A 13,688-nucleotide genomic window follows, 5' to 3' on the forward strand; every position below is an offset into this window, starting at 1 on the left:
CGAGCTCCTCCCGGCCGCTGCGACCTTGGTAGGAAGGACCGGACGAGAGGAGCTCGACATGGGTCAGCCCGTGGTGCACTTCGAGATCAGCGGCATCGAGCCCGGCAGGTTGCGCGACTACTACGCGGGCCTGTTCGACTGGCGGTTCAACCCGCCCGGCAGCGCGGCGACGACGAGCGTCTCCGCGGACGGCGACTACCACTTCGTCGAGGCGGACTCGGCCGGGATCAACGGCGGCGTCGGCGGCGGCGCGGGGTACCCGCAGCGGGTCCTGTTCTACGTCGGCGTCCCCGACGTCGGGCAGGCCCTGGCCCGGGCCGAGAGCCTCGGCGGGAAGCGGCTCATGGGCCCCGAGCCGGCCACCGGCGCGTTCACCGTCGGGCACTTTCAGGACCCCGAGGGCAACGTGCTCGGCGTCGCCGGCCCGACCGCGTAGCGCAGGCGGCGGACCAGGTCCGGCGAGACGGGGGCGGCCCATCGGCCGCCGGGGCGCACCGCGCGGCCCGAGTGGAACGCGCGGACGCCCGCGGTCGTCAGCGGGTGCAGGTACGACTCCCGCAGGCCGCCCCCGGCGAGCATCAACGGCCCGTGCGCCGGCGCCTCGGCCAGCAGCACGGGCAGCCCCTCCCCCATCCCGGACGGCCCGCCGGCGGTCAGCACCGAGGTCAGCCCCGGCCGCCCGGCGAGGGCCCGCCACGCCGCGGCGCGGTCGGCCGCGTGGTCGACGGCCCGGTGGAACGTCCACGGGAAGCCGTCCAGCAGCGCGTCGAGGGTGGCCCCGTCGACGTTGCCGCCGGCGTCGAGGAAGCCGAGCACGAACTCGGCCGCCCCGGCCGCGCGCAGCTCGCGCAGGGTGGTGCGCAGCGACGGCACGTCGGCCGCGAACCCGGGCGCCGTGCGCAGCATCACCCGGACCGGGATCGACACCGCGGCCAGCACCGCGGCGACCGTCGCCGGGTCCGGGCTGAGGCCGTCGGCGGCCATGTCCGCGACCAGCTCGACGCGGTCCGCGCCGCCCGCCGCGGCCGCCCGCGCGTCGGCCGCGTCCAGCACAATGATCTCCAGGAGCACCTGGTCATGGTGGCACCCAAGTCTTCGTTGGGAGGTCACTCGGGCGTTTCCTTGGCGGGGCTAGCGTGCGAACATGGTCCGCCGTCAGTCCGCGCTGGGGATCGCGCTGGTGGGTGCCGCGTTCGCCACCCTGCTGCTGCAACTCGTCGTGCTACCCCTCGTACTCCTGCCGCTCGACCTGCGCTGGGCATGGCTGCTCGCGCCGATCGCGCTCACCACCGTGCCGCTGTGGTCGCTCATCCACGAGGGCATCCACGGGACCCTGCTGCGCGACCGGGCCTGGAACGACCGCCTGGGCCGCTTGCTCGCCGCCGGCTACGGCGGCGCGTTCACGCTCCTGAAGTCCGGGCACCTGCTGCACCACCGGTACAGCCGCACCCAGCGCGAGCGCACCGAGGTCTACGACCCGCGGCGCGGCTCGTGGCTGGCGGCGGCGCGGACCTACTACCCGCGGCTGCTCGGCGGGCTGTACGTCGCGGAGCTGCTGGCCGTGCTGCTCGTCCTGCTGCCCCGGCCCGGCTGGCGCCTGCTGGTGCGCAGGACGGACTCGCTGGACTCGGTGACGGGCCTGCTGTTCGAGCGCGTCGCGCGCCGCGACAACCTGCGCAAGTTCCGCATCGAGGCGATCGCGGTCATCGTGACGTACACGGGCTCGTCCCTCGCCTACGGCGGCCACCTGTGGATGCTGTGGAGCGCGGTCGGCGCGCGGGCGCTCATCGTGTCGCTGGCCGACAACGCGTACCACTACCGGACCCGCCTGGAGCGCCCCCTGGACGCGATGAACCTGGCCCTGCCGCGGCCGCTGGAGTTCTTCGTGCTCGCGTTCAACCTGCACAACGTGCACCACCGCCACCCGGGCCTGCGCTGGCACGAGCTGCGCGCGGCGTTCGTGGCCGACCGCGACGAGATCCACCTCGGCTGGTTCACGGCGGTGGCCCGCCAGTTCAACGGCCCGATCCCGCTGACCGCGGACGAGGTGCGGCCGCTGCCCGGCCCGGGTACCGTGCCCGAGTGGACAGCGGAGATGTCCGGCGCGCCCTCGACGGGTCCCTGACCCTGCTCCACGGCGCGGCCGCCCAGAATTCGTGGACCGCCCCGGCGGGCGGCCTCGAGTGGACGTGCCTCGCTACGGCCGAGCACATCGCCCACGACCTCACCGCGTACGCGACGCAGCTGGCCGCCCGCGCCACCGACGCCTACCTGCCCCTGGACCTCGTGGTGCGCCCCGGCACCCCGCCGCGCACGGTCCTCTCGACCGTGGCCGCGTGCGGCCGCCTGCTGGCCCTGGAGCTGGACGCGGCCGGCCCCGCGGCGACGGCCTGGCACTGGGGCCCGACGGACCGCACGGGCTTCGCGGCGCTGGGCGTGAACGAGATCCTGGTGCACACCTGGGACATCGCGCAGGGCCTGGGTCGGCCCTGGACCCCACCCCCGGACCTGGCGGCGGCCGTGCTGTCCCGCCTCTTCCCCGACGTGCCCCCGGACACGGACCCGGACGCCGGGCGGGCGCTGCTGTGGGCCACGGGACGCATCGCCCTGGCCGGCCGCCCGCGCCGCGAGTCCTGGGTCGTGAAGGCCGCCCGCCGCTGACACCGCCCGGCCGGCTCTTCGACCCGATCACGCCTGATGCCATCGCCGCGGCCCGCGAGGAGCTCGCCCGGCGGCTGCGGGACGACCGGCCCGTCCGAGCGACCGTGCTGGCCCGAGGGGTCACCCCGAAGGAGCTGCCGATGATTGATGACCTGAACTTCGGCGGGCTCCGCGCCCAGTTGGATGCGGACGTCACCGCGGAGGAGCTCGAGCACATCGCGACGCTGCCCCGCGGGCCGCACACGACAGCATGACAACCGGCCCGTCGGGCGCAGCGGCAGATTGGCAACGACCGCGGCACAACAGCGGCGGCGGCGCCGACCACGGCACGGCACAACAGCGGCGGCGCCGACTACGGCACGGCACAACGGCGACCACGCCACAACAGCGGCGGCGACCGCGGCACAACGGCGGCGGCGGCGCCGGCCATGACGCAACGGCAGCAGAGGCCCAGTAGCGCAGAGGCGACCGCGCCACCGGCAACGTGCCGCGCCGAGCGCCTGGGCACCGCCGCGGTGCGGCCCCGACCCCGACGGTGCGGAACGCCTACGGCAGCGGCGCCGGGGTGACCGCGGCCATCCCCAGCAACGGTGCCATCGTCGGGCAGCCCAGCGACGCGCACTCGCGCGTGTGAGCGTCATACTCCGCCCGCCCGATCGCCACCACCGTCACCGCGAGCGGCCGCACCGGCCCCGTGGCCCAGTACCGCTGCGTGCCCACCGCCCGGCGTAACGCCCGCCGCAGGCTCGGCGTGAACTGCGTGAAGTCATGCCGCACACCGCCGCGCCGAGCGACCGGCCAGTCCAGGCGCACCGCCCATCCCTGGGAAATGTCCGAAGCCATCGCCACCACCCCTCACCTTGTTGAGGGCAACGACCGAACCTCCCCCCACAATACTCGTACACACGTTCGAATACACCCCTCGTACGGGCCCGTACCACCTCCTTGATCGGTGACCCCCGGCGTGCGACCGTGGCGGCGTGACCGAGGACGAGTACTGCGACCTGCCCACCGGACTGCGGGTGTGTTACCGCGCCGAGGGCGATCCGCAGGGTGTACCGCTGCTGCTCATCGCCGGCCTGGGGCTCGACCTGACCTCGTGGCCCCGGCCGCTGCTCGACGGCCTGGCCGCGCGCGGCTTCCGGGTGGTGCGCTTCGACAACCGCGACGCCGGGCGCTCGACCCGCGTCGACGCCCGCCCGCCGGGCAAGCTGCGTCAGCTCGTCGCCCGGCCGCTGCCGGGCGCGTACCGTCTCGAGGACATGGCGGCCGACGCCGCCGGGCTGCTCGAGCACCTCGGCATCGAGCGCGCGCACGTGGTCGGCATGTCGATGGGCGGGATGATCGGCCAGGCCCTGGCCGCGACCCACCCGGACCGCGTCGCCAGCCTCACGTCGATCTTCTCGACCACCGGCGCGCGCGGCATCGGCCAGCCGGCGCGCTCGACCCTGCTGCGCATGGCCCGGCGCGCCGCACGGACCCGGGACGAGTGGGTGGCCCGGCACCTGGCGATGCTCGACCACATCGCGTCCCGTTCGCACCCGTACGACGAGGCCGCCGAGCGCGCCTGGGCGGCCGAGGTGTGGGAGCGCGGCGGCGGCCCGGCCCGCGCGGCCGGGGTCGCGCGGCAGATCGGTGCCATCCAGGCCTCGGGCGACCGCACCGCCGCCCTGCGTACGATCACGGCCCCGACGCTCGTGATCCACGGCGACGTGGACCGCATGGTGCACCCGAGCGGCGGCCGCGCCACGGCCACGGCCATCCCGGGCGCCCGGCACGTGGAGATCGCGGGCATGTCGCACCACCTGGCCCCGGGCGTCGTCGACCGCCTGGCCGACCTGATCGCGGAGACGTCCCTCGGCGTGCCGGACCGTCCACATCGGACATGACCGGCGGCCGGTCTACAGCGAGATGTCCCGGTCCGGATCGGCGGTGTCGTCGTCCGCCTCCGGGTTGAAGTCCGAGCCGAAGTCCGAGCCCTCCGCGTCGATGGCGCCGAAGTCCGAGCCGTCCCCCTCAATGTTGCCGAAGTCCGCGCCGCCGGCGGGGATTTCGGCCGGGGCCGCGCGCTCGTCGGTGTTCATCGTTCGAGCATGCCCAGGTAGCCCGCGTGAGCACAAGCCAACAGCCGGTGAACCGACACCCGTGATAAAACTCGCGGCCACGTCCAAGGCATAGACCTCGGTACATGACTGCTCGGCACCTCGGCCGCGGCCGCCACCGGTGCGGCGCTGCATACTGCTGGGCGTGGCTCACTTCAGTAGGCTCTACGCGATCTGCCTCGACGTGCCCGCGCCGGACCACGCCGCCACCGTGGCGTTCTGGTCCGGGGCGGCCGGCGCCGAGATGCCGGTCGTCGGCCGGTACCCGGAGTTCAGCGGCGCCCGCCTGCCCAACCACGACATGCTCCTGCTCGCCCAGCGCCTGGGCGACGGCGAGGCCCGCGTGCACCTCGACTTCCACACCGACGACCTCGACGCCGAGGTGGCCCGGCTCGAGGCGCTGGGCGCGACGCGGGTCAACCGCGCGGAGAACTGGCAGGTGATGCGCGACCCCGCGGGGCTGCCGTTCTGCGTGGTTCTGGACCGTCCGGGCACCTTGTCCGAGGCCAACGCCACCCGCTGGGACTGATCCGGTCCCGGCAACGTGCCAGGACGCACCGCGGGTGCGTGGCCATATGGTGACGACCATGACAGCATCCCGCGCCCCAGTCCGGCTGCCCGAGAGATCCGCGACCTCAATACCGAGGGGGCGGCCGGCCGAGCCGACGGGCTTTCCCCGCTGCGACAACATCACCCCGACGGCCGCGGACGGCACGTGAAGCCCGGGACCGGGCGGCGCGCACGTGGCGCCGCCCGGGGTGGTTGACGAGCAGTTTCAGGCGACGGTGTTGCGCCAGGCGCGGCCGCTGCGCTCGATCAGGCGGTTCGCGTCCGTCGGGCCCCAGGACGCGGCCTCGTAGGTCGGGATCGGGCTGGTGTCCTGGGCCCAGCGCTCGATGATCGGGTCGACGATGCGCCAGCACTGCTCGACCTCGTCGGAGCGGATGAACAGCGTCGTGTCGCCGATCAGGGCGTCGAGCAGCAGACGCTCGTACGCCTCCGGGGACTCCTCGCGGAAGGTCTTGTCGTAGGAGAAGTCCATGCTCGCCGAGCGGACCCGGAACGAGTGGCCCGGGACCTTGGCGCCGAAGCGCAGGGCGATGCCCTCGTCGGGCTGGATGCGCAGGATCAGGGCGTCGGGCTGCAGCTCGGTCAGCTGGGAGTGCGGGATCGGCAGGTGCGGCGGGCGCTGGAACTGCAGGGCGACCTCGGTCACGCGGCTGGGCAAGCGCTTTCCCGTACGCACGTAAAAGGGCACGCCCTTCCAGCGCCAGTTGTCGACGTCGAGCCGCAGGGCCGCGTAGGTCTCGGTGCGTGAGAGCGGGTCGACGCCGGGCTCCTCGCGGTAGCCGGGCATGAGCTCCTCGCGGCTGCCGCCGCGGGTGTACTGGCCGCGGACCGCGATGTCGTCGATGTCGCGGCCGCTGGGCAGGCGGATCGCCTGCAGCAGCTTCACCTTCTCGTTGCGCACCGCCTCGGCCGCGAACGACGCCGGCGGCTCCATGAGGGCGAGGGCGAGCACCTGCAGCACGTGGTTCTGCACGATGTCGCGCATCGCGCCGGCGTGCTCGTAGAAGGAGCCGCGGGTGCCGACGCCGAGGGTCTCGGCCACGGTGATCTGCACGTGGTCGACCCAGGTGCGGTCCCAGATGGGCTGGAAGATGGAGTTGGCGAAGCGCAGCGCGAGCACGTTCTGGACGGTGTCCTTGCCCAGGTAGTGGTCGATGCGGAAGACCTGCGACTCGTCGAAGGAGGCGTGCACGGTCTGGTCGAGCGACTTGGCGCTGCGCTCGTCGTGGCCATACGGCTTCTCGATGACCAGGCGGGCGAAGGAGCCCTCGCGGGCCTGGTTGAGCCCGGCGCCGGCCAGGCCGGTGATGACCAGCGGGAACGCCTCGGCGGGGGTGGAGAGGTAGAAGATCCGGTTGCCGCTCGTGCCGCGCTGCTCGTCGAGCTCGTCGAGCAGGGCCGCGAGGTTCTTGTACGTCTCCGGGTCGTCGTAGCCGCCGGCGATGTACCGCACCCCGCCCGCCAGCTGGGGCATGCCCGCCACGCCGCGGTCGCCGAGCACGTTTTGGATGAACTGGTCGTCGTCCATCGGGGTGCGGGCCACGCCCACGACCGCGAACCGCTCGGTCAGCCGGTTGTGCCGGGCCAGGCTCTCGATCGCCGGGATCAGCTTGCGGCGGGTGAGGTCGCCGGAGGCGCCGAAGATCACGACCGTCGCCGGTGGGGCGTGCCGGTTGTCGGGTTCCTGCAGGACCGTCTCGCTGGACATGGGGAGTGCCTCTCCGTCGGACTGCCGCCGTGACATTACGAGTCAACCCGAGCGGGCAGCAACGATTCCGGAACGTGACCGGCGTCTCTGCACGGCCTGCGCCAAGCCTAGTCAGTAGGTTGGTGCGCATGGGACGCCCCGCACGGCACGACGCCGACAGCCTCCTGGACGCCGCCGTGCGACTGGTCGGCGCCGGCGGGCCGAAGGCGCTGACGGTCGCGGCCGTGGCGCGGGAGGCGGGCGGGCCGAGCGGGTCGGTCTACCACCGCTTCACCGGGCGGCCGGCGCTCGCCGCCGCGCTGTGGCTGCGCACCGTCGAGCGGTTCCAGGCCGGGTTCCTCGGGGCCCTGGCCGAGGGCCGCCCGGCCGGCGCGGCCCGGCACGTGGTGGCCTGGTGCCGGGCGCATCCGGGGGAGGCGCGCGTGCTGCTGTACCGCGCCGACGACTTCGACCGCGAGCACTGGAGCGACGCGGAGCGCGCCGCCCTCGACGCGATGAACGGGCGGGCCTTCGCCGCGCTGCGCGCCCTCGGCGGCGACTTCGACAAGGTCGTGCTCGCGCTCACCGACCTGCCCACCGCCCTGGTCCGCCGGCATCTGCGGGCCGGCCACGAGATCCCGGCGCGGGCCGAGGACCTCGCGGAGGAGACGGCGGTGCTAATTTTAGAGACATGTCTCTAAAAGTGTGGGGTACCCGTCCGGGAGAGACCGATCTGCACTACGCCGGCGACGCGCTCGGCCCCGGCCGCGAGGCCTGGTTCCGCGCGGTCGACGTGCCCGCGCCCGCCCCGGTGGCGTTCCGCTGGCTGTGTCAGCTGCGCGTCGCGCCGTACAGCTACGACTGGATCGACAACGGCGGCCGGCGCAGCCCCCGCGAGCTCGTGCCCGGCGTGGACGAGCTCGCCGCCGGCCAGCGCTGGATGACCATCTTCGACCTGGTCGCGTTCGTCCCCGGCGAGCAGCTCACGTTCCGCATGGCGACCCGCCGGGGCCGGGCGCTGTTCGGCGACATCGTGGTCAGCTACCTGGTCCGCGCGGCCGGGCCGGACCGGTCCCGGCTCATCGCCAAGCTGTACGTCCCGGGCCCCCGCGGCCCGCTGGAGCGCGCCGGCCGCCCGCTGCTGTGCGCGGGCGACCTGGTGATGATGCGCCGCCAGCTGCTCAACCTCGCCGGGCGGGCCGGGGCCGGTCAGGTCAGGTAGCCGCGCTCTCCGAGGGTGCTGTACGTGGTAACTTTCAGTAGTCGACATCATGCAAAGAGTAGTGAGGAGGACCAGCTGCGGCAGCGCGCCGAGGAGTCGCGGGCCAGCTTCGACGCCATTGCGCAGCAGCGGCTGCAGAGCACGGCGATTTTCTCCGGCCGTTTGGACGTCTATCTCTGACGATCCCGCACGGTATTTTCTGCTCAGGTAGTCGGCGGCGGCCCCGCCGGGAGCAGGGAGCGTGTGCCGGGTGGAGCTGTCGATCAGCGTGCTCGGCGACCTCACGGCCACGCTCGGTGGCGAGCCCGTCGACCTCGGCGGCCGCCGCCAGCGCGCCGTCCTCGCCCTGCTCGTGCTGCACCGCGGCGACATCGTCCCCACCGACCGGCTCATCGACTGCGTGTGGGGCGACCACCCGCCGGCGAGCGCGGCCGGGGCGCTGCAGGCGTACGTCTCCCACCTGCGCCGCCGCCTCGAGCCCGGCGCGACCGCGCGCACCCGCGGCAACGTCATCGTCAGCCGCCCGCCCGGTTACGCCGTCGCGCTCGAACCCGGCGCCGTCGACGCCTGGTGCTTCGACGCCGGTGTCAACGAGGCACTTTCCCGGCAGCGGTACCCCGAGCAGCGCGACCTCCTCGCCGACGCGCTGCGGCTGTGGCAGGGCCCCGCGTACGCCGAGTACGCCGACGAGCCCTGGGCCCAGGCCGAGGCCGCCCGGCTCAACGAGCTGCGCGAGGTGGCCCGCGAGGAGCTCCTGGCCGCGCGCCTGGCCCTCGGCGAGAGCGCGGTGCTCGTGCCGGAGCTCGAGGCCCTCGCCGCCGACCAGCCCCTGCGCGAGAAGCGCTGGCGGCTGCTCGTGCTGGCCCTGTACCGCGCCCACCGCCAGGGCGACGCGCTCGCGGCCCTGCGCCGGGCGCGCCAGACGCTCTCCGACCAGCTCGGCGTGGACCCGGGGCCGGCGCTGCGCTCCCTCGAACAGGAAGTGCTGGCCCAGTCCCCGACGCTCGAACCGCCCGCCGCGCCCGCTCCCCCGCCCACACCCGGCGTCGCGACCGTTTCGCCATCGGCGGGGCGCGCGGCTCCGCACGGTACAACCGCGGGGTCCGGCTCTGAAAACGCCCGCCGGGAACAGCTCGTCGACCGGGAGCGCGAGGTGGCCGAGCTGCGGGCGGCCGCCGCCGAGGCGTTCGCCGGGCTCGCCCGGGTCGTGGTCATCGAAGGGCCGGCCGGGATCGGCAAGAGCCGCCTGCTCACCGAGGCGCGCCGCATCGCCGGCGAGCACGGGGCCCGCACGCTCACCGCGCGCGGCAGCCAGCTCGAGAAGGAGTTCGGCTTCGGCGCGGCGCGGCAGCTGTTCGAGGCGCTGCTCACCGACCCGGCCGAGCGGGAGCGGCTGCTCGCCGGGGCCGCGGCCTCGGCCGGCGCGGTGTTCGACCTGACCAACGAGGCGCCCGCGCGCGGCGACCACACGTTCGCGGCCCTGCACGGGCTGTTCTGGCTCACCGCCAACGCCGCCGCCGTGCGCCCGCTCGCGATCGTCGTCGACGACCTGCAGTGGTGCGACACGGGGTCGCTGCGCTACCTCGCGTACCTCGCGCGCCGCCTCGAGGGCCTGCCCGTGCTCGTCGTCGCGACGCTGCGCACGGGCGAGCAGTACGACGACGACGCGCTGCTGGCCGAGCTCCAGCTCGACCCGGCCACCACCGCGGTGCGGCCCGGCCCGCTCAGCCGCGCCGGGGTCGCCGACCTCGTCCGCGAGGGCCTGGGCGCCGGCGCCGAGGACGTGTTCATCGCCGCCTGCCACCGCACCACCTCGGGCAACCCGCTGCTGCTGCGCCAGCTGCTGCGGGCGCTGGAGGCCAGCGGGGTGCGGCCGACCGCCCCGCACGCCGGGACCGTCACCGCGATCGGCTCCCGCGCGGTGTCGAGCATGGTGCTGTTCCGGCTGCGGCGCATGCCCCCGGCCAGCACCGCTGTCGCGCGGGCGATCGCGGTGCTCGGCGACGGCGCGGGGCTGGCGACCGTCGCCGCGCTCGCCGGCGTCGAGGACACCGAGGCCGCCCTCGCGGTCGCGGCGCTCGCGCGGGCCGAGGTGGTCCGCCACGAGTACCCGATCGGCTTCGTGCACCCGCTGGTGCGCGACGCGGTGTACCAGGACCTGCCGCCCGGCGAGCGCCAGCTGCAGCACGAGCGGGCGGCCCGCGCGCTGGCCGGCGCCGCGCCCGAGCAGATCGCCGCGCACCTGCTGCAGATGCCCGAGCGCGGGGACCCCTGGGTGGTCGGGGTGCTGCGGGCGGCGGCCGGCACCGCGCTGCACCGGGGCGCGCCCGACGGCGCCGCGGCGTACCTGCGCCGGGCCCTCGCCGAGCCGCCGGAGCCCGCGCTGCGCCCGGCCGTGCTGCTCCAGCTCGGCCAGGTCGAGACGCTCGGCGACGGGCCGGCCGCGATCGCCCACCTGCGGGCCGCGTACGACGATCCGGCCATCGACCCGGTGACCTTCGCCGCGGCCGCCCGGATGCTAATCCACACGCTGATCTTCGCGGGGCCGGAGGGCAACGCCCCCGCGTTCGCGCGGCAGGCGCTGGCCCGGCTCGGGCCCGGGTTCGGCGACGAGCGCCAGGCGATGACGGCGCTCGAGCGGATCGCGGCGTACATGTACAGCGGCGACGCCCATGTGGCCGGCGACTTCGACGCCCGGATCGAGGGCGACGGGCTCGGCGCCCGGATGCTCGCCGGCGCCCGGGCGTGGGAGCTGCTCGCGCGGGGCGAGAACCTCGACGAGGCGGTACGGCTGGCGCGGTTCGCCCTCGCCGACGGGGTGCTCCTGGACGGCGACCCCGGCCTGTTCTGGGTCGTCGCCGCCGTCGTGCTCGAGGACACCGACGCCGGCGCCGGCACCCTCTGGGACGACGCGCTCACCCAGGGCCATACCCGCGGCTCGCTCTTCACGGTGCTCGCCGCCCAGCTGTGGAGCGGCTGGCGGGACTGGCGCCGCGGCGACCTGCCGGAGGCGGTGCACCGGCTGCGGGCGGCCAACGACCAGAGCCTGGCCTGGGGCGGCGTGCCGGCGCTGGGCATCTCCTACGGCGAGGCGTACCTCATCCGCGCCCTCGTCGACCAGGGCCGCCTGGCCGAGGCGCGCGCGTTCCTCGACGAGCACCTCGACCGGCCGCGGGTCGGCGACGGGGTGCGGCTGGTGAACCAGGCGCACGCGTACCTGCTCATGGCCGAGGGCTCGTTCGCCCGCGCGCTCGCCCTGCTGCCCGCGCAGTTCCCGCCCGGCAACCCGCAGTGGTTCGAGGAGCGCAGCCTGCGGGCCATGGCCCTGGCCGGGCTGGGCCGCACCGCCGAGGCCCGCGCGCTCGCCGAGGAGGACCTGGCGGGCCTGCGTCGCTGGGGCAGCCGGCGCGGGGTCGGGCGGGGGCTGCGCCTGGCCGGGGAGCTGACCGGCGACGCCGGGCGGCTGGGCGAGGCGGTCGAGCTGCTCGCCGGGACCGGGGCGCGGCTCGAGCACGCCCGCGCGCTGCTGGCCCTGAGCCGGGTCGCGGCCGAGCCGCCGCCGGCCGACCCGGTCTCCACCGGCGAGGCCTGTGTCATCGAGCCCGCCGACCTGCTGCGCGAGGCGCTCAAGGCGGTCGAGGAGTGCGGCGCCCTCGGGCTGCGGGCCGAGATCGCGGCCGCGCTGACCGCGCGGGGCGAGGATGTCCCGGCCGAGCCGCCGGTGCAGCTCACCACCGGCGAGCGGCGCATCCTGGCGCTGGCCCGGGGCGGTGCCGACGAGCGCGAGATCGCCCAGGCGGTGTTCCTGACCCCGCAGGCGGTGCGCGACACCCTCGCCGCCATCGAGCGCAAACTGACGCCCGGCTGACACATCGGCTCAGGTCCGCCGCAAGTTCCGCCCAACCGCGCGGGTGCACCGTACCGGCATGACCACGATCGAGAACTCAGCTCACGACACCGGCCACGTCGGTGCAGACCTGGCCGGCCGGCGGCCGGCTCTGTCGCGCCTCTGCGGCGGCGCTGTACACCTTCCCGGCGACCCCGGCTACGACACCGCCCGCATGCCCTGGAACGTCGCCGTCGACCAGCGGCCCGCCGCCGTGGCCTACCCGGCGGACGCCATCGAGGTCGCCGAGCTCGTCCGGGCCGCCTCGGCCGCCGGGCTGCGCGTCGCCCCGCAGGGCACCGGGCACAACGCGGGGCCGCTCGGCCCGCTCGACGACGTGGTGCTGCTGCGCACCTCGGCGATGACCCAGGTGCGGGTCGACCCGCGGCGCCGGACCGCCCGCGCGGAGGCCGGTGCCTTGTGGATCGACGTCGTCGAGCGCGCCGCCCCGCACGGGCTGGCCGCGCTGCACGGCTCCTCCCCCGACGTCGGCGTGGCCGGGTACTCCCTCGGCGGCGGCATCGGCTGGTACTCCCGCCAGCACGGGCTGCAGGCCAACGCCGTGACCGCGTTCGAGCTGGTCACCGCGGCCGGCGAGCGGGTCCGCGCCGACGCCGAGCACGAGAGCGACCTGTTCTGGGCGCTGCGTGGCGGCGGCGGCAACTTCGGCGTCGTGACCGCCGTGGAGTTCGACCTGTTCCCGATCGCCACCGCGTACGCGGGCTGGCTCGTCTGGGACTGGCGCGAGGCGGCCCGGGTGCTGCCCGTCTGGGCCGACTGGGCCCGCACCGCGCCCGACCACGTGACGACGGCGCTGCGGCTGCTGCAGGTACCGCCGATGCCGCAGATCCCCGAGGTCTTGCGCAACCGGCAGCTGCTCGTCATCGACGGCGCCGTCCTGGGCGACCCGGACGTGCTCGCCCCGCTGCGCGCGCTGCGGCCGGAGCTCGACACGTTCGCCGCCATGCCGGCCCCGGCGCTGTGCCGCCTGCACATGGACCCCGAGGGCCCGACCCCCGCGGTCGGGCGCGCGGCCCTGCTCGGCGAGCTCGACGCCGGCGCGTTCGACGCGCTGCTCGGCGCGGCCGGCCCCGACTCCGGCACCTCCCTGCTGGTCGCCGCGGAGCTGCGCCAGCTCGGCGGGGCCCTGGGCCGCCCGGCCCCGCGCCACGGCGCCCTGCCGCGGCTCGACGCCGACTACGCGCTGTTCACCTGCGGCATCGCCGCGACGCCGGAGATGGGCGAGCTCTCGGCGGCCCACACGGACCGCGTGGTGGAGGCGATGGCGCCGTGGTCGAACGGGCGGGAGTACCTCAACTTCGCCGAGACGAAGGTCGAGACGGCCCGGGCGTACGACGCGGAGGCCTGGCCGCGGCTGCGCCGGATCCGCGACGCCGTCGACCCGAGCGGGCTCTTCGTCGCCAATCACGTTCTGTGATGTAACCGACGGGGGTCCGCGCCCCCGGCCAGGCCGTGGCCGGGGGGCGACGCCGCCAAGGCCGCGCACAAGAGCCTGAAGGCGCTACGCAAGTGAGACGAGCCCGGCCGGCGTCGGGCTGA

Annotated in this window: 14 protein-coding genes; 10 read left to right on the top strand and 4 right to left on the bottom strand. The window is 75.2% G+C overall.

The window, feature by feature from the left end; genetic code table 11:
- The first annotated feature begins 58 nt into the window (after window positions 1-58).
- Window positions 59-436 carry a VOC family protein gene (locus AB0B76_RS29550; RefSeq protein ID WP_360381638.1) on the top strand — a complete coding sequence of 126 codons (378 nt, stop codon included), beginning with the start codon at window positions 59-61 and terminating at the stop codon, window positions 434-436.
- Here AB0B76_RS29550 and AB0B76_RS29555 read toward each other — a convergent pair.
- Window positions 388-1,071 carry a copper homeostasis protein CutC gene (locus AB0B76_RS29555; protein ID WP_360381640.1) on the bottom strand — a complete coding sequence of 228 codons (684 nt, stop codon included), beginning with the start codon at window positions 1,069-1,071 and terminating at the stop codon, window positions 388-390. The genes AB0B76_RS29550 and AB0B76_RS29555 overlap by 49 nt on opposite strands.
- A 73-nt stretch (window positions 1,072-1,144) precedes the next feature.
- On the opposite strand from AB0B76_RS29555, the gene AB0B76_RS29560 reads away from it, so the two are divergent.
- Window positions 1,145-2,125, top strand: coding sequence for a fatty acid desaturase (locus tag AB0B76_RS29560; RefSeq protein ID WP_360381642.1), 981 nt, complete (start codon window positions 1,145-1,147; stop codon window positions 2,123-2,125).
- Window positions 2,083-2,661, top strand: a complete 579-nt coding sequence (locus tag AB0B76_RS29565) for a maleylpyruvate isomerase N-terminal domain-containing protein (protein ID WP_360381643.1) — start codon at window positions 2,083-2,085, stop codon at window positions 2,659-2,661. The genes AB0B76_RS29560 and AB0B76_RS29565 overlap by 43 nt, the downstream gene beginning before the upstream one ends.
- A 546-nt stretch (window positions 2,662-3,207) precedes the next feature.
- Here the strand turns inward: AB0B76_RS29565 and AB0B76_RS29570 are convergent.
- Window positions 3,208-3,504: a hypothetical protein gene (locus tag AB0B76_RS29570; protein WP_360381645.1), complete on the bottom strand. Its 297-nt coding sequence runs from the start codon at window positions 3,502-3,504 to the stop codon at window positions 3,208-3,210.
- Between the two features lie 137 nt (window positions 3,505-3,641).
- Here AB0B76_RS29570 and AB0B76_RS29575 point away from each other — a divergent pair, with 137 nt between their 5' ends.
- Window positions 3,642-4,550 carry an alpha/beta fold hydrolase gene (locus AB0B76_RS29575; protein ID WP_360381647.1) on the top strand — a complete coding sequence of 303 codons (909 nt, stop codon included), beginning with the start codon at window positions 3,642-3,644 and terminating at the stop codon, window positions 4,548-4,550.
- Between the two features lie 12 nt (window positions 4,551-4,562).
- Here AB0B76_RS29575 and AB0B76_RS29580 read toward each other — a convergent pair whose 3' ends face one another.
- Entirely contained in the window at window positions 4,563-4,745 is a 183-nt protein-coding gene (locus AB0B76_RS29580; protein WP_360381649.1) for a hypothetical protein, read from the bottom strand.
- Window positions 4,746-4,908: 163 nt separating this feature from the next.
- On the opposite strand from AB0B76_RS29580, the gene AB0B76_RS29585 reads away from it, so the two are divergent.
- Window positions 4,909-5,292, top strand: coding sequence for a VOC family protein (locus AB0B76_RS29585; protein WP_360381650.1), 384 nt, complete (start codon window positions 4,909-4,911; stop codon window positions 5,290-5,292).
- A gap of 246 nt (window positions 5,293-5,538) precedes the next feature.
- On the opposite strand, the gene zwf is transcribed toward AB0B76_RS29585, so the two are convergent.
- The gene (gene zwf, locus AB0B76_RS29590; protein ID WP_360381652.1) at window positions 5,539-7,041 is read right to left on the bottom strand and encodes a glucose-6-phosphate dehydrogenase; all 1,503 of its coding nucleotides are present in this window, start codon (window positions 7,039-7,041) and stop codon (window positions 5,539-5,541) included.
- A gap of 128 nt (window positions 7,042-7,169) precedes the next feature.
- Here zwf and AB0B76_RS29595 point away from each other — a divergent pair, with 128 nt between their 5' ends.
- From AB0B76_RS29595 to AB0B76_RS29615, 5 genes are all read left to right on the top strand, one after another.
- The gene (locus AB0B76_RS29595) at window positions 7,170-7,721 is read left to right on the top strand and encodes a helix-turn-helix domain-containing protein (protein WP_360381654.1); all 552 of its coding nucleotides are present in this window, start codon (window positions 7,170-7,172) and stop codon (window positions 7,719-7,721) included.
- Window positions 7,712-8,242 carry a hypothetical protein gene (locus AB0B76_RS29600; RefSeq protein ID WP_360381656.1) on the top strand — a complete coding sequence of 177 codons (531 nt, stop codon included), beginning with the start codon at window positions 7,712-7,714 and terminating at the stop codon, window positions 8,240-8,242. The genes AB0B76_RS29595 and AB0B76_RS29600 overlap by 10 nt, the downstream gene beginning before the upstream one ends.
- A 24-nt stretch (window positions 8,243-8,266) precedes the next feature.
- Window positions 8,267-8,422, top strand: a complete 156-nt coding sequence (locus AB0B76_RS29605; RefSeq protein ID WP_360381658.1) for a hypothetical protein — start codon at window positions 8,267-8,269, stop codon at window positions 8,420-8,422.
- Window positions 8,423-8,492: 70 nt separating this feature from the next.
- The gene (locus AB0B76_RS29610; protein ID WP_360381659.1) at window positions 8,493-12,110 is read left to right on the top strand and encodes a BTAD domain-containing putative transcriptional regulator; all 3,618 of its coding nucleotides are present in this window, start codon (window positions 8,493-8,495) and stop codon (window positions 12,108-12,110) included.
- A 58-nt stretch (window positions 12,111-12,168) separates the two neighbouring features.
- Window positions 12,169-13,566 carry an FAD-binding oxidoreductase gene (locus AB0B76_RS29615; RefSeq protein WP_360381661.1) on the top strand — a complete coding sequence of 466 codons (1,398 nt, stop codon included), beginning with the start codon at window positions 12,169-12,171 and terminating at the stop codon, window positions 13,564-13,566.
- The last annotated feature ends 122 nt before the right edge of the window (window positions 13,567-13,688 follow it).

It is taken from the genome of Dactylosporangium sp. NPDC049140 (assembly GCF_040648435.1).